General features: G+C 71.3%; 21 protein-coding genes and 3 pseudogenes. 17 read left to right on the top strand and 7 right to left on the bottom strand.

All coding sequences use genetic code 11. From position 1 onward, the window contains the following. Together EFK10_RS07335 and EFK10_RS07330 are read right to left on the bottom strand one after the other, a co-directional pair. Positions 1 to 512 (bottom strand): sirohydrochlorin chelatase (locus tag EFK10_RS07335; RefSeq protein WP_240677050.1); only part of this gene is annotated, 512 nt, incomplete at its 3' end. 106 nt (positions 513 to 618) lie between these two features. After that, entirely contained in the window at positions 619 to 1,044 is a 426-nt protein-coding gene (locus EFK10_RS07330) for a gamma-glutamylcyclotransferase family protein (RefSeq protein WP_127354930.1), read from the bottom strand. 141 nt (positions 1,045 to 1,185) lie between these two features. On the opposite strand from EFK10_RS07330, the gene EFK10_RS07325 reads away from it, so the two are divergent. Together EFK10_RS07325 and EFK10_RS07320 are read left to right on the top strand one after the other, a co-directional pair. After that, positions 1,186 to 1,863, top strand: a complete 678-nt coding sequence (locus tag EFK10_RS07325; RefSeq protein WP_127354933.1) for a SanA/YdcF family protein — start codon at positions 1,186 to 1,188, stop codon at positions 1,861 to 1,863. A 67-nt stretch (positions 1,864 to 1,930) separates the two neighbouring features. Next, positions 1,931 to 4,012, top strand: a complete 2,082-nt coding sequence (locus EFK10_RS07320) for a molybdopterin oxidoreductase family protein (protein ID WP_127354929.1) — start codon at positions 1,931 to 1,933, stop codon at positions 4,010 to 4,012. On the opposite strand, the gene EFK10_RS07315 is transcribed toward EFK10_RS07320, so the two are convergent. Continuing rightward, positions 3,972 to 5,216 (bottom strand): MFS transporter, encoded by a 1,245-nt coding sequence (locus EFK10_RS07315; RefSeq protein ID WP_206305342.1) that lies wholly within the window; start codon positions 5,214 to 5,216, stop codon positions 3,972 to 3,974. The genes EFK10_RS07320 and EFK10_RS07315 overlap by 41 nt on opposite strands. Positions 5,217 to 5,711: 495 nt before the next feature. Here EFK10_RS07315 and EFK10_RS07310 point away from each other — a divergent pair, with 495 nt between their 5' ends. From EFK10_RS07310 to EFK10_RS07275, 8 genes and pseudogenes are all read left to right on the top strand, one after another. Further along, entirely contained in the window at positions 5,712 to 6,932 is a 1,221-nt protein-coding gene (locus EFK10_RS07310) for an NAD(P)/FAD-dependent oxidoreductase (protein WP_127354928.1), read from the top strand. 2 nt (positions 6,933 to 6,934) lie between these two features. Next, positions 6,935 to 9,523 carry a nitrite reductase large subunit NirB gene (gene nirB, locus EFK10_RS07305; protein WP_127354927.1) on the top strand — a complete coding sequence of 863 codons (2,589 nt, stop codon included), beginning with the start codon at positions 6,935 to 6,937 and terminating at the stop codon, positions 9,521 to 9,523. Next, positions 9,520 to 9,843, top strand: a complete 324-nt coding sequence (gene nirD, locus EFK10_RS07300) for a nitrite reductase small subunit NirD (protein WP_127354926.1) — start codon at positions 9,520 to 9,522, stop codon at positions 9,841 to 9,843. Before nirB ends, nirD begins: the two co-directional genes overlap by 4 nt. A 100-nt stretch (positions 9,844 to 9,943) precedes the next feature. After that, positions 9,944 to 10,156: pseudogene (locus tag EFK10_RS07295) on the top strand (hypothetical protein); the annotation flags it as partial. 84 nt (positions 10,157 to 10,240) lie between these two features. Beyond that, entirely contained in the window at positions 10,241 to 10,426 is a 186-nt protein-coding gene (locus tag EFK10_RS07290) for an antitoxin (RefSeq protein WP_127354925.1), read from the top strand. 181 nt (positions 10,427 to 10,607) lie between these two features. Beyond that, positions 10,608 to 11,018 (top strand): annotated as a pseudogene (locus EFK10_RS07285) (hypothetical protein); the annotation flags it as partial. A gap of 2 nt (positions 11,019 to 11,020) precedes the next feature. Further along, positions 11,021 to 11,344: pseudogene (locus tag EFK10_RS07280) on the top strand (ABC transporter permease subunit); the annotation flags it as partial. 71 nt (positions 11,345 to 11,415) lie between these two features. Continuing rightward, positions 11,416 to 12,333, top strand: a complete 918-nt coding sequence (locus EFK10_RS07275) for an oxidoreductase (RefSeq protein ID WP_127354924.1) — start codon at positions 11,416 to 11,418, stop codon at positions 12,331 to 12,333. A gap of 277 nt (positions 12,334 to 12,610) precedes the next feature. Here the strand turns inward: EFK10_RS07275 and ppdK are convergent, their stop codons facing one another. Next, a complete protein-coding gene (gene ppdK / locus EFK10_RS07270) occupies positions 12,611 to 15,328 on the bottom strand; it encodes a pyruvate, phosphate dikinase (protein ID WP_127354923.1) in 2,718 nt (905 codons plus the stop codon). A 427-nt stretch (positions 15,329 to 15,755) separates the two neighbouring features. Between ppdK and EFK10_RS07265 the strand changes: the two genes are divergently transcribed. Continuing rightward, positions 15,756 to 17,102, top strand: a complete 1,347-nt coding sequence (locus tag EFK10_RS07265; protein ID WP_127354922.1) for an MGH1-like glycoside hydrolase domain-containing protein — start codon at positions 15,756 to 15,758, stop codon at positions 17,100 to 17,102. A gap of 256 nt (positions 17,103 to 17,358) precedes the next feature. Here EFK10_RS07265 and dusB read toward each other — a convergent pair whose 3' ends face one another. Then, a complete protein-coding gene (dusB, locus tag EFK10_RS07260) occupies positions 17,359 to 18,510 on the bottom strand; it encodes a tRNA dihydrouridine synthase DusB (RefSeq protein WP_127354921.1) in 1,152 nt (383 codons plus the stop codon). An 85-nt stretch (positions 18,511 to 18,595) separates the two neighbouring features. On the opposite strand from dusB, the gene EFK10_RS07255 reads away from it, so the two are divergent. The 3 genes from EFK10_RS07255 to EFK10_RS07245 are packed head-to-tail and all read left to right on the top strand — an operon-like array spanning position 18,596 to position 20,813. Then, entirely contained in the window at positions 18,596 to 20,008 is a 1,413-nt protein-coding gene (locus EFK10_RS07255) for an MFS transporter (protein ID WP_127354920.1), read from the top strand. Further along, positions 20,005 to 20,436 (top strand): MarR family winged helix-turn-helix transcriptional regulator, encoded by a 432-nt coding sequence (locus tag EFK10_RS07250; protein ID WP_127354919.1) that lies wholly within the window; start codon positions 20,005 to 20,007, stop codon positions 20,434 to 20,436. The genes EFK10_RS07255 and EFK10_RS07250 overlap by 4 nt, the downstream gene beginning before the upstream one ends. 50 nt (positions 20,437 to 20,486) lie before the next feature. After that, entirely contained in the window at positions 20,487 to 20,813 is a 327-nt protein-coding gene (locus tag EFK10_RS07245) for a type II toxin-antitoxin system prevent-host-death family antitoxin (RefSeq protein WP_127354918.1), read from the top strand. Between the two features lie 15 nt (positions 20,814 to 20,828). On the opposite strand, the gene EFK10_RS07240 is transcribed toward EFK10_RS07245, so the two are convergent. After that, positions 20,829 to 21,689, bottom strand: a complete 861-nt coding sequence (locus tag EFK10_RS07240) for a helix-turn-helix transcriptional regulator (protein WP_127354917.1) — start codon at positions 21,687 to 21,689, stop codon at positions 20,829 to 20,831. Positions 21,690 to 21,911: 222 nt separating this feature from the next. Here EFK10_RS07240 and EFK10_RS07235 point away from each other — a divergent pair, with 222 nt between their 5' ends. From EFK10_RS07235 to EFK10_RS07225, 3 genes are all read left to right on the top strand, one after another. Then, a complete protein-coding gene (locus tag EFK10_RS07235) occupies positions 21,912 to 23,294 on the top strand; it encodes an MFS transporter (protein ID WP_240677052.1) in 1,383 nt (460 codons plus the stop codon). Positions 23,295 to 23,389: 95 nt separating this feature from the next. Further along, complete coding sequence (locus EFK10_RS07230) at positions 23,390 to 24,397, top strand: aldo/keto reductase (protein WP_127354916.1); 1,008 nt, start codon at positions 23,390 to 23,392, stop codon at positions 24,395 to 24,397. Positions 24,398 to 24,490: 93 nt separating this feature from the next. After that, the gene (locus EFK10_RS07225; RefSeq protein ID WP_127354915.1) at positions 24,491 to 25,072 is read left to right on the top strand and encodes a TetR family transcriptional regulator; all 582 of its coding nucleotides are present in this window, start codon (positions 24,491 to 24,493) and stop codon (positions 25,070 to 25,072) included. Between the two features lie 14 nt (positions 25,073 to 25,086). On the opposite strand, the gene EFK10_RS07220 is transcribed toward EFK10_RS07225, so the two are convergent. Then, positions 25,087 to 25,281: a hypothetical protein gene (locus EFK10_RS07220; protein WP_127354914.1), complete on the bottom strand. Its 195-nt coding sequence runs from the start codon at positions 25,279 to 25,281 to the stop codon at positions 25,087 to 25,089. Positions 25,282 to 25,335: the final 54 nt, after the last annotated feature.

Here is a 25,335-nt window from a genome sequence, read left to right as displayed (position 1 = left end):
AGCACCACGCCCGACCGGGCCGCGCCCGCACGCCAGCCTGCCTCGGCGAGGCGGCCGTGCAGCGCCTCGGCGAGCAGCGGGTGCGGCCCGAGCGGGCCGGCGACGACGCCGCGCAGATGCGGGGCCCCGGCCAGGGCCTGCGGGATGTCCTGCTTGACGTGATACCCCCGGCTCAGCAGCAGCGGGACCAGGACCACATCACCGCGCAGGCCCGCCAGCGTGTCACCCAGCCGGGGCTCGTTCAACTCGATGTGCCCCAGGCGCACGGGCAGGCCGGGGCGCACGGCCCGGATCCGGTCCAGCAGCGCCTGCGCGGTGCGCAGCGCCTCCGGATCACGGCTGCCGTGCGCCACGGCCACCAGCGTGGGAGACGTGGAGGTCTCACGACGGATCTCGCCTCGGCGATGCAGCGTGACTCCGGTGAGCTGGCTGCTGGGCTGGGCCGTGATCTGGGTCATGAGCTGCGCCGTACTGTCGAAGGGTTCCGGTCCGGAAAACTCCAGTGCCGTCATGCAGAGAGTGTGGCGAGCCGGGGTTGCCGAGCCGTTGCACCGAAATGACGGGAGGTTTCCGCCATTTCACACCGCCCGGCGGCCGATGTGAGATCTGCCGTCGGTACTACCGCCGATGCCAGTCGCCGCTGGGGATGATGCGGCCGGAGGCGAGCAGCCGCTGTTCCTCCAGCGGAGCGGCGAGATAGACCCAGGCGAGGAGGGGTTCGCCGTCCTCGGTACGGGTGCCTCGGGCGACGCGCTCGAAGAGGTTGTCGGGCGCGCCCGGCACGTACTCCTCCAACTGGTCGAGGTCGGCGAGTACAGCGGAATAGAACTCAGGCAGTGGGAAGACGAGTTCGCCCTGGACTCGGCCTTCGGGGGCGTTGACGGCATACGGGAAGCCGGGGCCGTCGTAGAGGACCGCACCGGAGAGTACGGCGGCGGTCACGACCTTCGTACGGCCGCGAAGCAGCCCGGCGTGATTGGCCCCGCCTTGGCGGAGCGTGCCGTAGACGAAGAAGGGCAACTGGGAGTGGTCGTGGTCGAGCACGACGGAAATGCAACCGCATCGGAGGCCTGCGCGTCGAGTCGAGCGGGGGGTTGATCATCATAGATTCAAAGATGAGGTGAATCGATGAGGCCACGACTGCGGTTGCGCAGGCGCTTGCCGTCGCGCTTGCACCTGCCGCATATGCGGTTGCCGCGCGAAAGACGGGACCGTCGGCGCCTGCTCCAGGCCGTCATGCTGGGCTGCGTTCTGGCGCTGCTTCCCGCGACCTGGCTGCAGGCCTCGGCGGCCGACCGCATCCGTACGGTGGCCGACGCGCCGGCCGCGCCGGTGGCGGTCGTCTTCGGGGCGGGACTGTGGAACGGCGAGCCGTCCCCGTACCTGGCGCACCGACTGGACGCGGCGGCAAAGTTGTACGAGTCGGGCAAGGTACGCGTCATCCTGGTGACCGGTGACAACAGCCGTACGGATTACAACGAGCCCGGCGCGATGCGGAGTTACCTTCGCCAGCACGGTGTACCCGGGTCCCGTGTCGTGCTGGACTACGCGGGCTTCGACACCTGGGACTCGTGCAGCCGCGCCAAACGCATCTTCGGCGTCGACCGGGCCCTGCTCGTCAGCCAGGCCTTCCACATCCGGCGGGCGCTCGCGCTGTGCGCCGCCGCCGGCATCGACGCATACGGCGTCGGCGTGGACGAGAACCACGACCTCACCTGGTACTACGGCGGCGCCCGCGAGATCGCCGGCGCGGGCAAGGCGGCCTTCGACGCGGCGTTCACCCCGGACCCGCAGTTCCTGGGCCCGCGTGAGACGGGGGTCGCCAAGGCGCTGGGCCTCACCGCCGGGTCGGCCGCCCGCTGAGGGCCCCGTGCCGGTGGCGTAACCCGTCGGCGTAACGGGCGAAACACAGCCGAAGCAAGCTGGCCGCATGACCGCGACCAGCACCGTTGACACGCATTGCCCCTACTGCGCGCTGCAGTGCGGCATGGGGCTCAGGCCCACCGCCGGGGGCACGGTGGAGGTCGTGGAGCGGGACTTCCCGGTGAACAAGGGCGCCCTGTGCGGGAAGGGGCGAACCGCGCCGGGGGTGTTGTTGGCGGAGGGGGTGCGGCTGACGGGGCCGCTGGTGCGGAGTGGGGCCACCGGGGAGCTGGAACCGGCGTCGTGGGGTGCGGCGCTGGACCGGGTGGCGGAGGGGCTCGTACGGGTGCGGGCGGGGCATGGGGCGGACGCGGTGGGGGTGTTCGGCGGGGGCGGGCTGACGAACGAGAAGGCCTACGCGCTGGGGAAGTTCGCGCGGGTCGTGCTGAAGACCTCGCAGATCGACTACAACGGCCGCTTCTGCATGTCCTCGGCGGCCGCCGCGCACCAGCGGGCCTTCGGGCTGGACCGGGGACTGCCCTTTCCGGTGGCGGACATCGCCCGTACGGGCTGCGTGATCCTGGTCGGGTCCAACCTGGCCGACACGATGCCGCCCGCGCTGCGCTACCTCACCGAGTTGAAGGCGAACGGCGGCAAGCTGATCGTCGTCGACCCGCGCCGGACCAGGACCGCCGAGCAGGCGGACCTGCATCTGCAGCCGAGGCCGGGGACGGATTTGGCGCTGGCGCTCGGCCTGCTGCACCTGGTCGTGGCCGAGGGCCTGGTCGACGAGGCGTTCGTCGAGGAGCGTACGCACGGCTGGCCTGAGGCCCGCGCGGCGGCGATGGCGCACTGGCCCGAGCTGGTCGAGCGGATCACAGGGGTGCCGGTGCCCGCGCTGCGGGAGGCGGTGCGGCTCTTCTGCGGCACCCCGGAGGGCATGGTGCTGACCGCGCGCGGCCCCGAGCAGCAGGCCAAGGGCACCGACACCGTGGGCGCCTGGATCAACCTCTGCCTGGCCACCGGCCGCGCCGGGCGCCCCCGGTCCGGCTACGGCTGCCTCACCGGCCAGGGCAACGGCCAGGGCGGCCGCGAACACGGCCAGAAGGCCGACCAGTTGCCGGGGTACCGCAAGCTGGACGACCCGGCGGCACGGGCACACGTCGCGGGCGTGTGGGGCGTGGACCCGGATGACCTGCCGGGGCCGGGGCGGAGCGCGTACGAGTTGCTCGACGCGCTGGGGCGGGACGTGAAGGGGCTGCTGCTGATGGGCTCCAACCCGGTGGTCTCGGCGCCGCGCGCGGCCCACATCACCGAGCGGATCGCGGCGCTGGACTTCCTGGCGGTGTGCGATGTCGTCCTGTCGGAGACAGCGGCGATGGCGGACGTGGTGCTCCCGGTCACCCAGTGGGCCGAGGAGACGGGGACGGTGACCAATCTGGAGGGGCGGGTGCTGCTGCGCAGGAAGGCGATCGATCCGCCGGACGGCGTACGCAGCGACCTGTACGTCCTCAACGTCCTTGCCGCGCACCTGGGTTGGGAGAAAGGCTTCGCCACGAACCCGGAGGAGGTCTTCGACGAGCTGCGCCGTGCCTCGGCGGGCGGTCCGGCGGACTACTCCGGCATCACCTACCGGCGGATCGCGGAGGAGGAGGGGGTGTTCTGGCCCTGTCCGGCCGACAGCCATCCCGGTACGCCCCGGCTCTTCCTCGACCGGTTCGCGACGCCGGACGGGAGGGCCCGGTTCGTACCGGTGATGCACCGGCCCTCGGCGGAGGAGCCGGACGCGGAGTATCCGCTGTACCTGACGACGGGCCGGGTGCTGGCCCAGTACCAGTCCGGGGCCCAGACCCGGCGCGTGGCGGAACTGAACGCCGCCGCGCCCGGGCCCTTCGTACAACTGCACCCTCAGCTCGCGGACCGGCTCGGCGTGGCGGACGGCGAGCCGGTCGCCGTGACGTCGCGGCGCGGACGGGCGGTGGCTCCGGCGCGGGTGAGCCGGGGGATCCGGCCGGACACGGTCTTCATGCCCTTTCACTGGCCGGGCGAGGGCCGGGCCAACACGCTGACAAATCCGGCCCTCGACCCGGCCTCGCGTATGCCGGAGTTCAAGGTGTGCGCGGTGCGAGTGGAACGAGCGCAGGCGTAGAACTGCGTTCCGCCCAGCGGGCGGCCGGGCCCATCGCCACTCCCGCCACCAGGAAAAGCCCGCCCAGCAGCAGCCAGCCCGGCACCCCCCAGGTCACTACCAGCGCAGTGAGCAACAGCGGGCCGAGAGTACGGGCGACGGCGACACCGGTGCCGAAGAAGCCCTGGTACTGGCCCTGCTTGTCGTCCGGCGCCAGGTCGAAAGCGAGCTGCCAGGAACCGGCGGACTGCATCATCTCGCCCACCACCTGAAGCGACGCCCCGGCCAGCAGCACCGCCCCGGCGGCCCAACCGGACATCCCCGCACCGGACATGGCGAAAACCACACACGACGCCAGCAGCACCGCGCCCGACCACCGCACCGTCCGGGCGGCCGTCTCGAGGCCGGTCACCCGGCGGGCGGCGCGCACCTGGAAGAGCATGACGGCCACCGTGTTGAGCAACAGCAGCGCGGATACCGTCCAACTCGGCGCGGACGTGCGCTGCACCGTCCAGAGCGGGATCGCCAGGCTGAGCAACGGCATCCGCAACAGCAGCACGGTGTTGAGCAACGTGACCACGGCGTACGGCCGGTCCCGCAACACCGCGAGCCTCGGCTCCCCCGCCGCCGTCTCCTCCACCGCCGCCGCCACGGCCGGCAGCCGCCGCAGCAACTGGGCGCAGGCGAGGAAGCTCACCGCGTCCATCGCGAACACCGCCAAATACGCCGCCCGCGAGTCGTACCGCAGCGCCACCCCGCCGAGCGCGGCGCCCACCGCCAGCCCTGCGTTGAGCGTCGACTGGAGATACGCCAGCACCCCGGTCCGCTCGGCCTTCTCCACCAGCCCCGCCAACAGCGCCTGCCGGGTAGCCGCCAGGCCGCACTGGCTCGTCGCATAGCAGCACGCCGCCACCACGAACGGCCCGAACGACCGTATGAACAAGAACGCCCCCACCGACACCCCCGTCGCCACCGCCAACACCACCGCTGTCCCCCTCGCCCCCCGCCGATCAGCCACATGCCCCAACGGCACCCCCGCCACCGACCCCACCGCCCACGCCAGCGTCAGCCCCAGCCCGATCTGCGGCGCCGACAGCCCGACGACCCGCGTGAAGTAGAGCGCGGAGCACACGTAATACGCGCCGTCCCCGATCGAGTTGGTGAGCTGCGCAAGCGCGAGGACCCGTGCCGGGCCGGCCGCTGGGAGGATCCGCTTCAAGGACATGCGACGACCGTAAGGGCGGCAATGGCCTGGGTGCGAGAGCCAATACGGGGCGCACTTGCTGGGCCAATTGCGGGTTCTGTTGGTCGGTTGGCCGGTGCCGCCGCGCTACCTCCCCCAGACTTCGTCCGGGGGTGCCCCCACCTCAGCGCTCGAACCACACGGGAACAACCCCCACGGACCGGCAGCCGCCTACGGCGGGGAGGGGGTGGGGCGGGGTGGGTCCGTAGAGATGCTGAGGCGACGCAGAACGCCCGGTTCCGAGCTGGCGAGGAACAGGGCGGGCGACCACGCGGCGCCGGCCGCGAATCGACCGCAGCGCTGTCTCATAGGACCCGCCCCGACACGCCCCCGACCCAAGGAAGAGCCGAACGCGCCCGGCGCAGGCGGCACCGCCCGCATGCTCACAGCCCGCCCAGCCCCGCGCTGAGGGCACTGTTCCGTGGGGGAAACGGCGGGGATGCGACGGGGTAACAGCCACGCCGCAGGCTCGTGGGCATGAGGATCGTGGTGGTCGGTGCCGGAATGGCGGGGGCGCGGCTCACGGGGCAGCTCGCGCCGTGCGGCGGGGTCGAGGTCACCGTGGTGGGCGAGGAGCCGTACGCGCCGTACAACCGGGTGTTGCTGGCGGAGGTGCTGGCCGGGCGGTATCAGGCCGACGTGATCAGGCTCCCGGACGCCGCAAGGGGCGCCGTACGGCGCGGGGTGCGGGCGGTGCGGGTGGACCGGGCGGAGCGGGTGGTGGTGTGCGACGACGGCACCGTCGTGCCGTATGACCGGCTGGTGCTGGCGACGGGGTCGAATGCGGTGCTGCCGCCGTTGCGAGGGCTGTTCGCCGAGGGGCGCGGGGAGTTGCCGGGCGGGGTGCACGCCTTCCGGACGATGGAGGACTGCCTGGCGCTGTCGGGGGCCGTGCGGGCGGGGGCCAGGGCAGTCGTGGTCGGCGGGGGGCTGCTGGGGGTGTCGGCGGCGCGGGCGCTGGCGGCGCGCGGGGCGCAGGTGGTGCTGGCCCAGCAGGGGGAACACCTGATGGAACGTCACCTCGATCAGGCCGCAGGCCAGCTGCTGCGCGCCCACCTCGCATCGCTGGGCGTCGAGGTCCACACGGAGTGCCGGGTGCGCGGCCTGCACCACGCCACGGGCGCCGGACGACCCGTACGGTCCGTCGAACTGGCCGACGGCTACCGACTCGACGCCGAGCTGGTAGTGCTGGCCTGCGGGGTACGCCCAAGGGTGGGCCTCGCGCAGTCGGCCGGGCTGGACGTCGCCAAGGGCATCGTCGTGGACGACGAACTGCGCACATCCGATCCGTACGTTCACGCCATCGGCGACTGCTCGCAGCACGACGGCGTCGTCTACGGCCTCGCGGGCGCGGCCACCGAACAGGCCGATGCGCTCGCCCGTGTCCTCACCCGGAACGGCCGTAACTACCGCGGCACCCGCGCCCTCACCCGGCTCACCCTGAACGGCCCGCAGGCCATGGACATCGCCGCCTTCGGCGAGACCACGGCCATGCCCGGGGACGACGTGCTGCGGCTCGCGGACGCGACCCGAGGCACGTACCGGAAGGTCGTCACTCGTGGCGACCGCCTGGTCGGCGGGATTCTGCTCGGCGAGCTCGCCACGGTCGGTGAGCTGGCCCGCGCGTGGGAGGGCGACGAGCCGCTGCCCGACCGTGCCTCGCCACTCCATCTGCTCACCGACAACGGAGGCTCTTGATCATGACCACGCCTACGATCGTGCTGGTCGGCCACGGGATGGTCGGCCAGCGTTTCCTGGAGGCGCTGGCCGACCGGGGCGTCACGAAGACCTCCCGGGTCGTGGTGTTCTGCGAGGAGCCGCGCCCCGCCTATAACCGGGTCCAGCTCACCTCGTACTTCAGCGGCAGGACGCCGGCCGACCTGTCCATGGTCGAGGACGGCTTCATGGCGAGGCACGGCATCGAGCTGCACGTCGGTGACCCGGCCGTCGCTCTGGACCGCGCGGCCCGCACCGTCACGGCCCGCTCAGGGCTCACGGTCGCGTACGACACGCTCGTCCTGGCCACCGGCTCGTACCCCTTCGTACCGCCGGTCCCGGGGAACGACGCCACGGGCTGCTTCGTCTACCGCACCATCGAGGACCTCCTCGCCATCGAGGAGTACGCCATGACCTCGCGCACCGGCGCGGTCGTCGGCGGCGGGCTGCTCGGGCTGGAGGCGGCGGGCGCGCTCAAGGGACTGGGCCTGGCGACGCACGTCGTGGAGTTCGCGCCGCGCCTGATGCCGGTGCAGGTCGACGAGGGCGGCGGTGAGGCGCTGCGCCGGACCATCGAGGGCATGGGGGTGACCGTCCACACGGGCGTGGGGACGCAGGAGATCACGGCCACCGAGGACGGCTCGGTGAGCACCATGAAGCTGTCGGACGGCTCAGCGCTCGACGTCGACCTCGTCGTCTTCTCGGCGGGCGTACGCCCCCGGGACCAGCTGGCCCGCGAGTGCGGGCTGCCGGTGGGCGAGCGCGGCGGCATCGTGGTCGACGAGCAGTGCCGGACCGGCGACGAGGCCGTATACGCGATCGGTGAGTGCGCGCTCGCCTCCGACGGCCGGGTGTACGGCCTGGTGGCGCCCGGCTACGAGATGGCCGAGACGGTGGCCACCGCGATCGCCGGGGAGGCCGCCACTTCGTTCACGGGCGCCGACCTGTCCACCAAGCTCAAGCTGCTCGGCGTCGACGTCGCCTCCTTCGGCGACGCCCACGGCACGGCGGAGGGCTGCCTCGACGTCGTCTACTCCGACTCCCGCGCCGGGGTCTACAAGAAGCTGGTCGTCTCCCCCGACGGTGTCCTGCTCGGCGGCGTCCTGGTCGGCGACGCCGAGCAGTACGGCACGCTGCGCGCGTTCACCGGCTCCGTACCGCCGGTCTCCCCCGAGCAGCTGGTCCTTCCGGCGGGCGCGGGCGCCCCGGTCGCCCTCGGGCCGTCCGCCCTGCCCGACGAGGCGGTGATCTGCTCCTGCCACAACGTCACCAAGGGCACGATCCGCTCCGCCGTCACCGAGCACTCGTGCACCACCGTCCCCGAGGTCAAGAAGTGCACCAAGGCGGGCACCGGGTGCGGCAGTTGCGTCAAGGTGCTGGGCCGGCTCGTCACCGCCGAGCTCGAAGCCAGCGGCGTCGAGGTCGACAAGGGCCTGTGCGGCTGCTTCGGCCAGACCCGGCAGGCGCTGTACGAGATCGTGCTCGCCCTGCGCATCGCCTCGTACGCCGAACTCCTCGACGGCCACGGCCGTGAGTCCGCCCGGGGTGGCGACGGCTGCGAGATCTGCAAGCCGGCCGTCGCCTCGATCATCGCCTCGCTCGCGCCGACGATCGGCGCCCCCGGACACGTACTGGACGGCGAGCAGGCGGCACTGCAGGACACCAACGACCACTTCCTGGCCAACCTGCAGAAGAACGGCTCGTACTCGATAGTGCCGCGCATCCCCGGCGGCGAGATCACGCCGGAAAAGCTCATCGTCATCGGCGAGGTGGCCAGGGACTTCGGTCTTTACACGAAGATCACCGGTGGCCAGCGGATCGACATGTTCGGCGCCCGAGTGGATCAACTGCCCATGATCTGGGCCCGGTTGGTCGACGCGGGCTTCGAGTCCGGCCACGCGTACGGCAAGTCGCTGCGCACGGTGAAGTCCTGCGTGGGACGGACGTGGTGCCGCTACGGCGTCCAGGACTCCGTCCGCATGGCCATCGACCTGGAACTGCGCTACCGGGGCCTGCGGTCCCCGCACAAGCTCAAGTCCGCCGTCTCCGGCTGCGCCCGCGAGTGCGCGGAGGCCCAGAGCAAGGACTTCGGCGTCATCGCCACCGCCAGCGGCTGGAACCTCTACGTCGGCGGCAACGGCGGCGCCACCCCGCGCCACGCCGACCTGCTGGCCCAGGACCTGAGCGACGCCGAACTGGTCGGGCTCATCGACCGGTTCCTGATGTTCTACATCCGCACCGCCGACCGCCTGGAGCGGACCTCGGTCTGGCTGGAGCGCATCGAGGGCGGCCTCGACCACATCCGGGACGTCGTCGTCCACGACTCCCTCGGCATCTGTGACGAGCTGGAGGCCCTGATGGCCGCCCATGTCGCGGGCTACCGCGACGAATGGGCCGACACCGTCAACGACCCCGAGCGGCTTGCCCGTTTCGTCTCCTTCGTCAACGCCCCCGACGTCCCCGACCCCTCGGTGAAGTTCGTCCCCGCGCGCGACCAGGTCAAGCCCGATCTCCAGCTGCTCGCCGGGCCGGTCCTTCCCATCCGCACCCTCGAAGGGACCCCCGCGTCATGACCGTCGAACTACTGCTGGACGACGAGTGGTTCGCCGTCTGCGACCGCGACCGTCTCACGCCCGGCCGCGGCATCGCCGCCCTCCTCCCGGACGGGCGCCAGGCCGCGCTGTTCGCCGACCGGCACGGTCGGTTGTACGCGGTCGACAACCGCGACCCCTTCACCGGCGCGTACGTCCTCTCGCGCGGCCTGCTCGGTTCGGTGGGAGGCCGGGCCTACGTCGCCTCGCCGCTGCTGAAGCAGCGCTTCGACCTGGCAAGCGGCGAGTGCCTGGACGACGGCGAGGTGTCGGTGGCGGCGTTCGCGGTGCGGGCGCGCTAGGTGTTCTGTCCACGGAGGTTGGTGGCAGCGATCACAGCCGGTTGATCCCCTCGATGGAATGAATCCGGCAGCTCAGATATCGCCATCCAGCGGCGCAGGCGGCGCCTCGGCGGAGGTCCGCTTGACCTTCCACGCCGACCTGGCCTCGTACACGCTCGCCCAGGGGCATCGGATCGTCGAGCCCGGCGCGCTGGAGCTGCGTCTGGCCGCGTCCAGCGGCGACGTAAGGCATCGCGTGTCGCTGACGCTGACCGGGGCGGAGCGCACCGTGGACCACCGGCGGCGACTGCTCTGCGAGGTGCGGGCGAAATAGCGCTGGTCAGAGCCCTGCGGATGCGGATCGCGTGCCGGGCGGTGATCCTGAAAGCAGTGCCATTTCACGGCAAGGAGGACTTTCATGTCCATGCTGGACAAGATCAAGGACATCCTCAAGGGTCACCCGGACCAGGCCCGCCAGGGCGTGGAAAAGGCCGGTGACGCGTTCGACGCGAAGACCCAGAACAAGTACAGCGGCCAGACCGACACGACGCAGCAGAAGCTGAACGACCAGTTCGGCTCAGGAGACGACCGGCCGCGTACCTGACCTGATCCGGCCGCAACAGGGGCGCCACCGGGCGCCACCGCTGGGATGCCCCGGGACCGGCCCAACGGGGGTCCCGGGGTGCTTTCATGCCCCCGCAATACGGTTTTCGCAAACCTCCGCCACTGTTGGTCGTTGAGCCGTAACAGGGCGACACGGCGACCTGCACCGGGGGGACCTCGACATGACGGTGAGCCGCGGGCAGCTCATCGCGAGCGGCGGCAGCGTCGCACTGTCGGCGGCCCTGGCCGCCTGGGGGTCCAACACCGGCCGTGGCGACGGCAGTTCCGGCTCGCAGGGCGCGGCCCTCCAGCAGTACCACCAGTACGGAGAGGCCGGCACCGAGCAGGCCGTGAAGTGGTACGCCGCCGCCTAAGGCGAAGGTCACCGTCCAGTGGCACCTCGACGAACTCGTCGACGCCGCGAGGGCGCTCACCACCAAGGACGTCAAGGGCCTGTCCTCGGCAACGACGGCGGCGCCGGCGTCCTCGGCGGCACCCCGCTCCAGGCCGCCGGCCTCCACCTGGTCGCCGACGACGGAAGGGTCGGCTTCGACGACCCGCAGGCCGCCAGGACCCTCGGCAAGCTGCGCCGCCGGACGCCGCGCGGGTGGACGGGCTCGGCTACTGGCGTACGTACTGGCGGATCGTCGTCCCCACCTCGCGGCCGGTCTTCGCGGCCGTCGACACGATCGTCTTCATCGGGTCGTGGAATTCCTTCCTCTGGCCGCTGGTCATCGGCCAGAACCGCGAGGCCTGGACCGTGCAGGTCGCGCTGCCGACCTTCACCACCGCGCAGACCGTCAATCTGCACGAGCTCTTCGTGGCGGCGGCGGTGTCGGTTCTTCCGCTGCTGCTGGTCTTCCTCACCCTGCAGCGCTTCATCGTCGCGGGCGTGGAGCGCACCGGAATCGACGACTGAACTACCCTGACCGAGCGGGACAACGACACCGGGGGGACACGGCTCGTACGCGAACGAGGAGAGAGACCCGAATGGCCTGGAACGCGAACGACATCCCCGACCAGACCGGCCGCACCGCCGTCGTCACCGGCTCCAACAGCGGCATCGGATACGTCACCGCCCGCGAACTGGCCCGCCACGGTGCCCGCGTACTGCTGGCCTGCCGCAGCGAGCAGCGCGGCCAGGAGGCCGTGCGGCGGCTCCAGCACGAGGTGCCGTCCGCCCGGGCGGGCTACCGCCACCTCGATCTGGGTGACCTGTCGACCGTACGCGGCTTCGCCAAGAACTACGACGACGAGCGGCTCGACCTCCTGATCAACAACGCCGGCGTCATGGCCCTCCCCCACAGCACCACGGCCGACGGCTTCGAGACCCAGTTCGGCGTCAACCACCTCGGCCACTTCGCTCTGACCGGGCTGCTCCTGCCGCAGCTGCTCGCCACCCCCGGCTCACGCGTGGTGAGCCTCTCCAGCGGCATGCACGCCCTGTCCAACGTCGACCTCGATGACCTCAACAGCGAGCGCCGTTACCGCCGTTGGGTCGCGTACGGCCGCTCCAAGAGCGCGAACCTGCTCTTCATCCACGAGTTGGCGCGCCGCCTGGCCGCCGCCGGCTCCGACACCGTCGCCGCCGCCGCGCACCCCGGCTACGCCGCCACGAACCTCCAGACCGCCGGCGTACGCATGGAAGGCCGCCACGTCGCCGAGCGCGTCGCAACCCTGGCCAACCGCGTCATCGCCCAGTCCGCCGACGCCGGCGCCCTCCCCACCCTCTACGCTGCCACCGCCCCCTCCGTCGCCCCCGACTCCTTCACCGGCCCCCGCCTCCAAGGCTGGCGCGGCTCCCCCGCCCCCTCCTGGCGCGCCCCCTGGACCCGCGATGACCGCGCCGCCCAACTCCTCTGGGCCGCCTCCGAACACCTGACCGGCGTCACGTACGCGGGGCTCTAGCCCTGGGATGTCGAGCCTCATGGTGCGGTCAGGAGTTGTCGAGGCCCGGGCAGCTGACGAAGGCCTGGGGTGCCTCCGCAGGCCGTGAGGGCGAGGAGGCCGACGGCCGCCGTGGTGATCAGCTTGGTTCGCATCGGATCAGTGTGGCGGCCTGACCGGTGAGGCGCCGAGCTGTGGCTTTTCCATGACAAAAGGACGGGGGCGGCGCCTCCGCACAAGGCGCCGCCCCCGGTGAGGGTGCGGAGATGGTCTTTACGGGCCGACGGGCCCTACGGGCCTACCGACTGTCGTTGGTGGTCTTGCTGAGGGCGGCCGCGCGCCCCGCCTCGAGTCGGGCGACGGGGATGCGGAAGGGGGAGCAGGAGACGTAGTCGAGGCCGACCTCATGGAAGAAGTGGACGGACTCGGGGTCGCCGCCGTGCTCGCCGCAGACGCCGAGTTTGAGGTCGGGGCGGGTGGCGCGGCCGGCTTCGGCGGCGGAGCGGACGAGGGCGCCGACGCCGTCGCGGTCGATGGTTTCGAAGGGGGAGACGCCGAAGATGCCCTTTTCGAGGTAGGCGGTGAAGAAGGAGGCCTCGACGTCGTCCCGGGAGAAGCCCCACACCGTCTGGGTGAGGTCGTTGGTGCCGAAGGAGAAGAACTCGGCGGCCTCGGCGATCTGGCCTGCCGTCAGGGCGGCGCGGGGCAGTTCGATCATGGTGCCGAGGGTGAGCTTGAGGTCCGTTCCGGTGGTGGCCTGGACCTCGGCGATGACCTTCTCGGCCTCGTCGCGGACGATCTCGAGCTCCTGGACGGTGCCGACGAGCGGGATCATGATCTCGGGACGCGGGTCGCCCTTGGCATTCTTGCGGTGGGCGGCAGCTTCGGCGATGGCGCGGACCTGCATGGAGAACAGGCCCGGGATGACGAGGCCGAGGCGGACACCGCGCAGGCCGAGCATGGGGTTCTGCTCGTGGAGTTTGTGGACGGCCTGCAGGAGCCGCAGGTCGTTCTCGTTGGAGTCCCGGCGGGACTCGGCGAGCGCCACCCGCACCGAGAGTTCGGTGATGTCCGGCAGGAACTCGTGCAGCGGCGGGTCCAGCAGCCGCACCGTGACCGGGAGGCCGTCCATTGCCTCGAAGAGCTCGATGAAGTCGGCCCTCTGGAGCGGGAGCAGGGCACTGAGTGCCTCGTCGCGCTCGGCGTCGGTGTCGGCGAGGATCAGCCGCTCGACCAGCTCGCGGCGTTCGCCGAGGAACATGTGCTCGGTGCGGCACAGACCGATGCCCTGGGCGCCGAAGCGGCGGGCCCGCGAGGCATCCTCGGCGTTGTCGGCGTTGGCGCGTACTCGGAGCCGGCGTACTCGGTCCGCGTACGCCATGATCCGGTGCACGGCGGCGACCAGCTCGTCGGCGTCGTCGGCGCCGGCGTGCATACGGCCCTCGAAGTACTCGACGACCGGCGAGGGGATGACTGGCACCTCGCCGAGGTAGACCTTGCCGGTGGAGCCGTCGACGGAGACGATGTCGCCTTCCTCCACCACGAGCCCGCCGGGGGCGGTCATCCGGCGGCGCTTGGTGTCGACCTCGAGCTCCTCGGCGCCGCAGACGCAGGTCTTGCCCATGCCGCGGGCGACGACGGCGGCGTGCGAGGTCTTGCCGCCGCGCGAGGTGAGGATGCCCTCGGAGGCGATCATGCCGTCGAGGTCGTCGGGGTTGGTCTCGCGGCGGATCAGGATGACCTTCTCGCCGGACCGGGACCACTTCACGGCGGTGTACGAGTCGAAGACGGCCTTGCCGACCGCCGCGCCCGGCGAGGCGGCGATGCCCCAGCCGATGCGCTCACTCTTCGCGTCCTCCGAGAAGCGCGGGAACATCAGCTGCGCGAGCTGCGCGCCGTTGACCCGCTGCAGGGCCTCCGCCTCGTCGATCAGGCCCTGGTCGACCAGCTGCGTGGCGATACGGAAGGCGGCGGCCGCCGTCCGCTTGCCGACCCGCGTCTGGAGCATCCACAGCTTGCCGCGCTCGATGGTGAACTCGATGTCGCACAGGTCCTTGTAGTGCGTCTCAAGGGTCTCCATGATCTGCATGAGCTGGTCGTACGAGGCCTTGTCCAGGCCCTCCAGGTCCGCGAGCGGCACCGTGTTGCGGATGCCGGCGACGACGTCCTCGCCCTGCGCGTTCTGTAGGTAGTCGCCGTAGACGCCCTGGTGACCGCTGGCCGGGTCGCGGGTGAAGGCGACGCCGGTGCCGGAGTCGGGACCGAGATTGCCGAAGACCATGGAACAGACGTTGACCGCGGTGCCGAGGTCGTGCGGGATGCGCTCCTGGCGGCGGTAGAGCTTGGCACGGTCGGTGTTCCACGAGTCGAAGACCGCGCGCACGGCGAGGTCCATCTGCTCGCGCGGCTCCTGCGGGAACTCGCGGCCGGCCTCCTTGGCGACGATACCCTTGAACTCCTCGACCAGGCTCTGCAGGTCGTCGGCGCCCAGGCCGAGGTCGCTGTCCGCGCCCTTGGCCCGCTTGGCCTCTTCCAGCGCCTCCTCGAACAGCTCGCCGTCCACGCCCAGCACGGTCTTGCCGAACATCTGGATCAGGCGGCGGTACGAGTCCCACGCGAAGCGGTCGTCGCCTGCCTGCGCGGCGAGCCCGGCGACGGACGCGTCGGACAGGCCGATGTTGAGGACCGTGTCCATCATGCCCGGCATGGAGAACTTCGCTCCGGAGCGTACGGACACCAGCAGCGGGTCGTCCGGCTGGCCGAGCTTCTTGCCCATGTGCTGCTCAAGCGCGTCGAGGTGCGCACTCACCTCGTCACGCAGCGCCGACGGCTCGGCGCCGGACTCCAGGTAGACCTTGCACGCCTCGGTGGTGATGGTGAAGCCCGGAGGGACGGGCAGGCCGAGGTTGGTCATCTCGGCGAGGTTCGCACCCTTGCCGCCGAGCAGGTCCTTGAGGTCTTTGTTGCCCTCAGTGAAGTCGTAGACGAACTTCTGGTTTTCGTTTCGTTCCGACACGGGACTGCTCTCCTCGCGACCGGTTGCCCTGACTGGCGGGGAGCGTACCCATCTCGAAGGCCTCGCAGTACGTCCACCACCACGTCACATGGCCGTAACCACCCATCCGCCGTGCGATTGAAAGTGATCTCACGGTATTGGGGCGGCCGGATGTTCCTTTACTTCCCGAACGCATGACCGCGAGCCGTGATCGATTCAGGCGGCGACGGACACGGTCCGTATCGAATTCCTTGATCACATGACCTCGACAACGATGGCACTGAGTGCCACGCCTTGGAGAGGTGTCCTATCAGACGGGGTGCTCATCTGAGCGATACCCCTATCAGGCGTGGCGAGAATCACGCCTTCAGTCTCACTCCCCGGACGATCTCGTGGGACATTCCCCAGAGTTTTGTTTGCCGCCACGCTCACTGCTGTTATAGGAGGCGTGTCCTCACCTTTGAACGCACCCGGTGAACCGTGGAACTCAGCTGACACCGATTCCGAGGGGCTGCGCGCGGCCGCGTGCTCCGTACTCCTGGGAAACTGGGCGGGCGGCTCCACCGTCCCCTCCCGCACCCTCTACCCGCACCAGTGGAGCTGGGACTCGGCCTTCATCGCCATCGGGCTGCGGCATCTTTCCCCGCGCCGCGCCCGCCGCGAGCTGGAGACCCTCTTCTCCGCCCAGTGGCGGTCGGACGGCCGCGTCCCCCACATCGTCTTCAACGACTCCGTCCCCGCCGACGCCTACTTCCCCGGCCCCGACTTCTGGCAGGTCGGCGTCCCCGGCGAGTGCGGCCTCACCGGCACGTCCGGCATCGTCCAGCCGCCCGTGCACGCCCTCGCCGCGTGGGAGGTCCACCGCACCGACCCCAGCGCCTCGCTGGAGGTGGGCTTCCTGAGCCGCCTGTACCCGCGGCTCGTCCTGTGGCACGACTATCTGCGCGTCCACCGCGACCTCGGCGGCGCCGGACTCGCCTCCATCGTCCACCCCTGGGAGTCCGGCTGGGACAACAGCCCCTGCTGGGACGGACCTCTCGCCCGGATCGCGCCGGCCGACCCGGGTACGTACGTCCGCCGTGACCTCGCCCACTCCGATGCCGCCGACCGGCCCACCGACGACGACTACGGGCGCTACGTACGGCTCTGCACGGACTACCGGGAGGCCGACTACGACGACACGCACCTGGAGCACGCCTTCGCCGTCGAGGACCCCTGCTTCAACGCGCTGCTCATCGTCTCCGAGTACGCCCTCGCCGACATCGCCGACGCCATCGGCGCCGCGCCCGAGCCACACCGCGACCGGGCCCAGCAGCTCACTGCCGCCCTCGTCGACCGGCTGTACGACGCCGAGGCCGGGCTCTTCCGGTGCCGTGACCTGCGCGCGGCTTCGGGCGAGGAGCTGATCGACGAGCGCAGTGCGTCGGGGCTGGTCCCCCTGGTGGTCCCCGGGCTGCCGGACGACGTCGTCCAGGCCCTGCTGCGCACTGCCGCCGGCGACCGCTTCGGCCTCGGCCGCGTCCACCTGCTCCCCAGCTACGACCTGCTCTCCCCCGCCTTCGACCCGGCCCGCTACTGGCGCGGCCCGTCCTGGTTCAACATCGCCTGGCTCTTCCACCGCGGCCTGCGGCAGTACGGCGCCGAGGCCGACGCCAAGCAGCTCCGGGAAGGCCTGCTGGACGCCGCGGGGCGGTCCGGCTTCGCCGAGTACGTCGACCCGCACACCGGCGAGGGCCGAGGCATCCGCAGCTTCAGCTGGACGGCGGCCACGACGCTGGACCTGATCGGGGGTTAGGGCCTGTCCGGCGGATCAGGGTCGGATAGGCCGCGGCTCCCCCAGCCTTCGGCCGGGGGCCCCAGGTGCGGTGCGTCGCAAGGCGCTGGGGGTACTCCCCCAGCCTCCGGCCGGGGGGACCCCCACCGGACGGAGTCTGGGGGAGAGCGTCCTGATAGCGGAGCCATCCGGGCGTTTCGGCAACGCGGCGAGGTGCCGTGCCAGGGGTCATGGACCCGGCCATGATCCGCCAGACAGGCCCTAAGTCCTGGGGCGGTCAGCCGCCGGAGGTGTCGAGCTCGGCGTCCGCGCCCACGACAGCGCAGTCGTACGGGTCGCCGAGCCAGCCGTCCGGCAGGACGACCCGCTTGCCGGCCGCCGTACGCCCGCGCGGGCCCTCCGCCCCGGCCGGCCAGGGCTGGTCGAGGTCCAGGTCGGCCAGGTGGGCGTCGAGCTCGGCGAGCGAGGAGGACATCGCGAGCTTGCGCCGCATCTCGGAGCCCACCGAGAAGCCCTTGGTGTACCAGGCGACGTGCTTGCGGAAGTCGATGACGCCCCGCTCCTCGTCCTCCAGCCACTCCCCCAACAGCTCCGCGTGCCGGCGCATGACCCCGGCGACCTCGCGCAGCCCCGGGGTCGCGGGGGCGTGCGTACCCTCGAAGGCCGCGACCAGATCGCCGAAGAGCCACGGTCGCCCGAGGCAGCCCCGGCCGACCACGACACCGTCGCAGCCGGTCTCGCGCATCATCCGCACCGCGTCGTCCGCGCGCCAGATGTCGCCGTTGCCGAGCACCGGGATCTCCGGCACGGCCTCCTTGAGGCGGGCGATGGCCTCCCAGTCGGCAGTGCCGCCGTAGTGCTGGGCAGCCGTACGGCCGTGCAGCGCGACCGCCGTCACGCCTTCCCCGACGGCGATCCGCCCGGCGTCCAGGTAGGTCAGGTGGTCGTCGTCGATGCCCTTGCGCATCTTGATGGTGACCGGCAGCGCCCCGGCATTCCCCACCGCCTCGCGCAGGATCGAGCGGAGCAGATTCCGCTTGTACGGGAGCGCCGAGCCGCCGCCCTTGCGGGTGACCTTGGGGACCGGGCAGCCGAAGTTGAGGTCGATGTGGTCGGCGAGGTCCTCGTCGACGATCATGCGGACGGCCGCGCCGACGGTCGCCGGGTCGACGCCGTAGAGCTGCATGGAGCGCGGCTTCTCGGTGCCGTCGAAATGGATGAGGTGCATGGTCTTGTCGTTGCGCGCGACCAGCGCCCGGGTGGTGATCATCTCGCTGACGAAGAGGCCCTTGCCGCCGCTGAACTCCCGGCACAGCGTCCGGAAGGGCGCGTTGGTGATGCCGGCCATCGGCGCCAGCACGACCGGCGGCCACACGGAGTGCGGGCCGATCTGGAGGGGGGTGGTGTTGGCGGCGGCGTCAGCGGTCATGGGTCCATTCTCGCGTATACGGATGGCCGCATTCATTGTATGGTGAATCCATTATATTCGTACAACTAACTCGAGGTCTCCGATCATGCCTGAACTGAGCCCCCGGCGCCGCCTGCTCATCCTGGCGATCTGCTGCATGAGCCTGCTGATCGTGAGCCTCGACAACACGATCCTCAACGTCGCCCTGCCCTCGCTGCGGCGCGATCTGCACGCCTCCGTCTCCGGCCTGCAGTGGACGATCGACGCCTACACACTCGTGCTGGCCTCGCTGCTGATGCTTTCCGGGTCCACCGCCGACCGGATCGGCCGCCGCCGGGTCTTCCAGACCGGCCTGGCGCTCTTCACGACCGCCTCGGTGCTGTGCAGCATCGCGCCCAGCCTGCAGTGGCTGATCGTCTTCCGGATGCTGCAGGCGATCGGCGGCTCGATGCTCAACCCGGTCGCCATGTCGATCATCACCAACACCTTCACCGAGCCGCGCGAGCGGGCCCGCGCGATCGGCGTCTGGGGCGGTGTCGTCGGCATCAGCATGGCCGCCGGGCCCATCATCGGCGGCGCGCTGGTCGAGTACGCGAGCTGGCGGGCGATCTTCTGGATCAACGTGCCGGTCGGGCTCGCGGCGCTGCTGCTCACGGCCCGGTACGTCCCCGAGTCCCGGGCGCCCAAGGCCCGCCGGGTGGACCCGGTCGGCCAGTTGCTGGTCATCGTGCTGCTCGGCTCGCTCACGTACGGGATCATCGAGGCGCCGAACGCGGGCTGGACCTCGGCGCTGATCCTCAGCTGCATCGGGGTCGCGGCGGCCGCCCTGGTGGGGCTGATCGCGTACGAGAGACGGCGCGTGGAACCGCTGATCGAGCTGCGCTTCTTCCGCAGCGCGCCCTTCAGCGGGGCGACGGTGATAGCGGTGAGCGCCTTCGCCGCGCTGGCGGGCTTCCTGTTCCTCAACACCCTCTATCTGCAGGACACCCGTGGCCTGTCCGCCTTCGACGCGGGCCTGCACCTGCTGCCGATGGCCGCCATGGCGCTGATCTTCGCACCGCTGTCCGGACGGATGGTCGGCAACCGGGGCCCACGGCTGCCCCTGGTGCTCGCGGGGGTGGCGACGACCGCGAGCGGTCTGCTCCTGACGACGCTGAACGCCCACACGTCGGACCTGCGGCTCTACGCGGCGTACATCCTGTTCGGCATCGGCTTCGGCTTCGTCAACGCCCCGATCACCAACACCGCGGTCTCCGGCATGCCCCGGGACCAGGCCGGCGTCGCCGCCGCCGTCGCCTCCACCAGCCGCCAGGTCGGCCAGTCCCTCGGCGTCGCCATCGTGGGCGCCCTCATCGCGGCGAGCCTGAACATCGTGGCCTGGGCCGTCATCGCCGGCTGCGGCGCGGCCGTGCTGCTCCTGGGCCTCCTCACCACCGGCCGCTGGGCCCGCGGGACCGCCGACCGGGCCGCCGAGCGGCTCCGCGAGCCCGCCCCGAAGAGCGTGGTGAGCGTTCGGTGAATGACGCCGCCACCTCCCGCGTCTGGGCCGCCATGCGCGGACTCGTCCTGGGCAACGAACGCCGCGGCGAGGTCTGCGACGCCCTCGGCATGAGCTTCTTCCGGGTCAAGGCCCTGCGCCGGATCGCCGCCGCCCCCGTCAAGCTCGGCGACCTCGCCGCCGACCTCATGACCGACCGCCCCTACACCACGCTCGTCGTCGACGACCTCGCCAAGCGCGGCCTCGTGGAACGTACCCCCCACCCCACCGACCGCCGCTCCAAGATCGTCTCCGTGACCCCCTCCGGCGCCTCCGCCGCCGCCGAAGCCGAACGGATCCTGGGCACCCCGCCCCCCGCCCTCCGAGACCTCGACGAGGCCGAGTTGGCGGCCCTGGACGGGATCATGGCGAGCCTGGTGCGAACGAAGCCCGTACTTCGATCGGGGTAAATCGACGCACGTTTTCGCCGTTCGCCGCACGACACGCCTAGCCTTGAGTCATTACCACGCGAGTACCCATTCGGCAGCTGCAACAGCACGCCAGTGAGCTCATCGACCGAGTCGTGGCGGGCGAGCGCGTAGAGATCACCCGGAACGGCCGCCTTATCGCGGTGCTGGGGCCGCCGCCGCCTGAGCAACGGGTCACGACGGATCCCATCCTGCGTGCCGCCGGTCAGTTCCCGGCTCGGCATCTCCGCAGTCTGGACGCCATCCACCTGGCGAGCGCCGAGCACCTGGAACAGGCCCTGACCGCGTTCGTCTCGTACGACAAGCGGCTCGCCGCTGCGGCCCGGAAGCGCGACCTACCGGTCGAATCCCCCGCCTGACGTGCCGATCCGCGCTCAGGCCGGCACGGGAGCGGCTTCGCGCCTGAGCGCCAGGTCGTAGAGCCGGTCCAGGCGGTCGCGGGTGACGGCGTCGGCCGGGGTGTAGGTGACGAGCCGGGGGCCCTGACGGGGGCCGAGCCAGAGGTGGGTGAAGTCGAAGGTGAGGAGGCCGACTTCCGGGTTGAGGAAGCGCTTGATGCGGTTCTCGGGCTGGAGGACCTCGTGGCGGTCCCAGAGCGCCGCGAATTCGGGTGAGGCTTCCTGGAGCCGCTTGACGAGGGCCTTCCAGGCGGGCTCGGCGAGGTGTTCGGCCATGGCCGCGCGGTATTTGGCGACGATGAGGCGGCTCGTCTCCGGCCAGTCCGGCATGGCTTCGCGCCAGGCCTGGTCCGTGAAGATCAGCCACATGATGTTTCGGTCCTCGTAGGGCAGCAGGTCGAGGTCGCCGACCAGCCGGCCGTACGTGCGGTTGTGGGCGATGACGTCGGTGCGGCTGTTGTGGACGGCGGCGGGCAGCGGCTCCAGCTTTTCGAGCATCTCCCTCACCTGCGGCGACATGCCCGGGCAGTTGGCGCGCGGGTTGGGGTCGGGGACGCCGGCGAGGACGAAGAGGTGGCTGCGCTCGTTGGTGTCCAGCATCAGGGCGCGCGCGATGGCGTCGGCGACCTGGGCGGAGACCTGGATGTCGCGGGCCTGCTCCAGCCACGTGTACCAGGTGACACCCACGGCGGCGAGCGTGGCGACCTCCTCGCGGCGCAGGCCAGGCGTGCGCCGACGGCGGCCGGGCGGGAGGCCGACCTGCTCGGGGGTGATGCGCTCGCGGCGGCTGCGCAGGAAGTGGGCCAGTTCGTGGCGTGCCGCGCCGGTCGTCGTCATGGTTCCAGGGTGCCTCGTCGCTGCTCTGGGCTCAAGCCATTGCCAGGTGGTTCCGATACCTGGATAAACACTCTCTGGTACCACTCTAAAATACGAAGGATCGTAACTAATGTGACCGAACCTGTGGAACTGACGACTGACCTTCACTCCCGTGCAGAAGTGCTGCCCCGGGTGACCCGCCTCGGCCGTACCTCCGCGCAGGCGACGTCCGCGCCCGCCCCGGTGGCGCCCGTGCTCTCCGCGATCGGGCTGTTCACCGTGCTGCTCGGCGCCTCCCTGCCCCTGATCGACTTCTTCATCGTCAATGTCGCGCTGCCGGCCATCTCCTCCGACCTCCACGCCTCGGCGGCCGTGCTGGAGCTGGTCGTCGCCGGCTATGGCGTCGCGTACGCCGTGCTGCTGGTGCTCGGCGGGCGGATCGGCGACACCTTCGGCCGCCGCCGGCTCTTCCTCGCCGGGATGGCCGCCTTCGGCCTGACCTCGCTGGCCTGCGGGCTCGCTCCGAACGCCTGGACGCTGGTCGGGGCCCGGGTGGCGCAGGGCGCTGCGGCGGCGCTGATGATGCCGCAGGTGCTGGCGACCATCCACTCCGCGACCCGCGGCAAGCGGCACGCCAAGGCGCTGAGCCTGTACGGCGCCACGGCCGGCCTGTCCATGGTGGCGGGCCAGATCCTGGGCGGCGTCCTGGTCGCCGCCAACATCGCCGGGACCGACTGGCGGGCGGTGTTCCTGGTCAACGTGCCGGTCGCGCTGGTCGGGCTGGTGCTCGCCGTGCGTACGGTGCCCGAGACCCGCTCCGCGCACCCGACGCCGATCGACGGCCCGGGCACGGCGCTGCTCGCGGTGTCGCTGGTGACCCTGCTGGCCCCGCTGACCGAGGGCCGCGCGGCGGGCTGGCCGGTGTGGACCTGGGTGTCGCTGGCGATCTTCCCCTTCGCTGCCTACTCCTTCTACGCCGTCGAGCGGCGCGCGGACCGCGCCGGGCGGACCCCGCTGGTGCCGCCGAGCCTGTTCGAACTGCCCGGGATGCGGCGGGCGCTGCCGATGGTGCTGCCGTTCTCGATCGGCTTCGGCGGCTTCATGTTCGTCATCGCGGTCGCCCTTCAGGAGGGCCTGCACTACGGGCCCGTGGCGGCCGGCCTGGCGCTCGCGCCGATGGCCGCGGCCTTCTTCGTGGCGTCCCTGGGCGGACCGCGCCTGATCGGCCGCTACGGCAGCCGGGTGGTCACGGTCGGCGGGCTGCTGCAGGCGGCCGGCGTGGCCGTACTCGCCGTCACCGTGGCGCGGGACTGGTCCAACCTGACCGTCCTCGACCTGGTGCCCGGCGTGACGCTCGCCGGCTTCGGGCAGGGGCTGCAACTGCCGCTGCTGATGCGCTTGGTCCTCACCGGCGTGCCCGCGGAGCGGGCGGGCGTCGGCAGCGGTGTCATGGTCACCGCCCAGCAGTCCGCGCTGGCGCTGGGCGTGGCCACGCTCGGCACGCTCTTCCTGTCCCTGGCCCCCTCGCACGGCATGCGGGACGCGCTGGTGACGGTGCTGGTGGTGCAACTGGCTGCGGTCGTGGTGACGGCTCTGATGAGCCTGCGACTGACGGCGATGGACTGACAGATATTGAAATCTGTCAGTCCATGTGCCACTCTTGCCGATATCAGCTTCATCAGCTTCACCACCCTCGCCACCTTCGGCAAAAGGAGCACACCGTGCTGAACCGCACCCTCGGCACCACCGGCCCCCAGGTCTCCGCCCTCGGTCTCGGCTGCATGGGTATGTCGGCCCTCTACGGTGACGCCGACCGCACCGAGTCCATCGCCACCATCCACGCCGCCCTGGACGCCGGGATCACCCTGCTCGACACCGGCGACTTCTACGCCATGGGTCACAACGAACTGCTCGTCGGCGAGGCCCTGCGCACCGCCGACCCGGCCGCCCGCGAAAAGGCGCTGCTCAGCGTCAAGTTCGGCGCCCTGCGCGGGCCGGGCGGTGAGTGGTTCGGCTACGACGGCCGCCCGGCGGCGGTGAAGAACTTCGCCGCGTACTCGCTCCAGCGGCTCGGCACCGACCACATCGACATCTACCGGATCGCGCGCATCGACCCCGACGTCCCGATCGAGGAGACGGTGGGTGCCATCGCCGAGCTCGTCGAGGCGGGCCACGTGCGCCACATCGGCCTCAGCGAGGTCGGCGCCGAGACCATCCGCCGGGCGGCCGCCGTCGCGCCCATCAGCGACCTGCAGATCGAGTACTCGCTCATCTCCCGTGGCATCGAGGCCGAGATCCTGCCCACCGCGCGCGAGCTGGGTATCGGCGTCACCGCGTACGGAGTCCTGTCGCGGGGGCTCATCAGCGGCCACTTCACCCGGGACCGGCAGCTCGGCGCGAACGACTTCCGCGCCATGAGCCCCCGCTTCCAGGGCGACAACCTCGACCGGAACCTCGACCTCGTCGAGTCGCTCCGGAAGATCGCCGAGCAGAAGGGCGTCTCCGTCGCCCAGATCGCCATCGCCTGGGTACTGGCGCAGGGCGAGGACATCGTCCCGCTGGTCGGCGCGCGTACCCGCCAGCGGCTGAGCGAGGCGCTCGGGGCCCTCGACGTCACCCTCGACGCGGACGACCTGGCCGCCATCGAGCGTGCCGTTCCCAGCGGCTCGGCCGCGGGCGACCGCTACCCGGCGGCCCAGATGGCCCACCTCGACAGCGAGCGGGGCTGACGCGGCGGTGGCCTCCGTATCCCGCCCCGGGAGGGCGGCGGGAAGATTGGTTCACTTGAGGGATCACCCGAACCGCGAAAGGCCCGCGACGCGATGCCGCCCGAGACGCTGACACCCGACCGCATCCTCGCCGCCACGGAGGACGTGCTGCGCCGCTACGGCCCGGCGAAAGCCACCGTGGTGGACGTGGCGCGCGCGCTCGGGGTCAGCCACGGGAGCGTCTACCGGCACTACCGGACGAAGGCGGCGCTGCGCGAGGCGGTGACGCAGCGCTGGCTGGACCAGTCGCACGCCACGCTGGAGGCGATCAGCGAGGGCACCGGCCCGGCGGCGGAGCGGCTGCCCGCCTGGCTGGCGGCGCTGTTCGCTGCGAAACGACGAAAGTCGGGGGACGATCCTGAGCTGTTCGCGACGTACATGGCGCTGGTGGCCGAGAACAGCGGTGTGGTGGAGCGGCACATCGAGACGATGGTCGGCCAGATCGCCGCGATAGTCCGCGACGGCATCCAGAACGGCGAGTTCGCGCCCGCCGATGTCCCCGCCACCGCCCAGGCGGTCTGGGACGCCTCCGGACGCTTCCACGACCCCACCTACGCCGCGGACTGGTCCCGGCCCGGCATCGACGAGGCCTTCACGGCCGTATGCGACCTGATCCTCAGGGGCCTGGCGGCCTAGCCCTGTCCGGGCGATCACTCCGGCGCGGCTTCGGCGCCATGTGCCTCGGCCAGGTGGTCGCGGGCCTTCAGCCAGGGCAGGAACTGGGCGGACTGGACCCAGCCGCAGGTGTCGCACTCCAGACGGCGTGAGGAGCCGCGGCTGGTGACGCGCACGGTGTGCTGCCGCCCCCGTGGGTCGGACCCACGGACCGAACTTGTGGTGGCCATGACGCAACGATGCCGCCGGGTGGGCTTGCTCGACAAGCCCACCCGGCGGCACAG

Source organism: Streptomyces soli (assembly GCF_003999195.1).
GTDB classification, from domain to species: domain Bacteria; phylum Actinomycetota; class Actinomycetes; order Streptomycetales; family Streptomycetaceae; genus Actinacidiphila; species Actinacidiphila soli.
The sequence above is the reverse complement of the archived record's forward strand: the minus strand, read 5'-3'. Positions and strand labels throughout refer to the sequence as shown.

Coding starts and splice junctions, on each gene's coding strand:
- EFK10_RS07310 (WP_127354928.1), top strand. CDS start 5,712: ATGAGGATCGTGGTGGTCGGTGCCGGAATGGCGGGGGCGCGGCTCACG.
- EFK10_RS07320 (WP_127354929.1), top strand. CDS start 1,931: ATGACCGCGACCAGCACCGTTGACACGCATTGCCCCTACTGCGCGCTG.
- EFK10_RS07255 (WP_127354920.1), top strand. CDS start 18,596: ATGCCTGAACTGAGCCCCCGGCGCCGCCTGCTCATCCTGGCGATCTGC.
- nirB (WP_127354927.1), top strand. CDS start 6,935: ATGACCACGCCTACGATCGTGCTGGTCGGCCACGGGATGGTCGGCCAG.
- EFK10_RS07290 (WP_127354925.1), top strand. CDS start 10,241: ATGTCCATGCTGGACAAGATCAAGGACATCCTCAAGGGTCACCCGGAC.
- nirD (WP_127354926.1), top strand. CDS start 9,520: ATGACCGTCGAACTACTGCTGGACGACGAGTGGTTCGCCGTCTGCGAC.
- EFK10_RS07325 (WP_127354933.1), top strand. CDS start 1,186: ATGCGGTTGCCGCGCGAAAGACGGGACCGTCGGCGCCTGCTCCAGGCC.
- dusB (WP_127354921.1), bottom strand. CDS start 18,510: ATGACCGCTGACGCCGCCGCCAACACCACCCCCCTCCAGATCGGCCCG.
- EFK10_RS07240 (WP_127354917.1), bottom strand. CDS start 21,689: ATGACGACGACCGGCGCGGCACGCCACGAACTGGCCCACTTCCTGCGC.
- EFK10_RS07315 (WP_206305342.1), bottom strand. CDS start 5,216: ATGTCCTTGAAGCGGATCCTCCCAGCGGCCGGCCCGGCACGGGTCCTC.
- EFK10_RS07275 (WP_127354924.1), top strand. CDS start 11,416: ATGGCCTGGAACGCGAACGACATCCCCGACCAGACCGGCCGCACCGCC.
- EFK10_RS07220 (WP_127354914.1), bottom strand. CDS start 25,281: ATGGCCACCACAAGTTCGGTCCGTGGGTCCGACCCACGGGGGCGGCAG.
- EFK10_RS07225 (WP_127354915.1), top strand. CDS start 24,491: ATGCCGCCCGAGACGCTGACACCCGACCGCATCCTCGCCGCCACGGAG.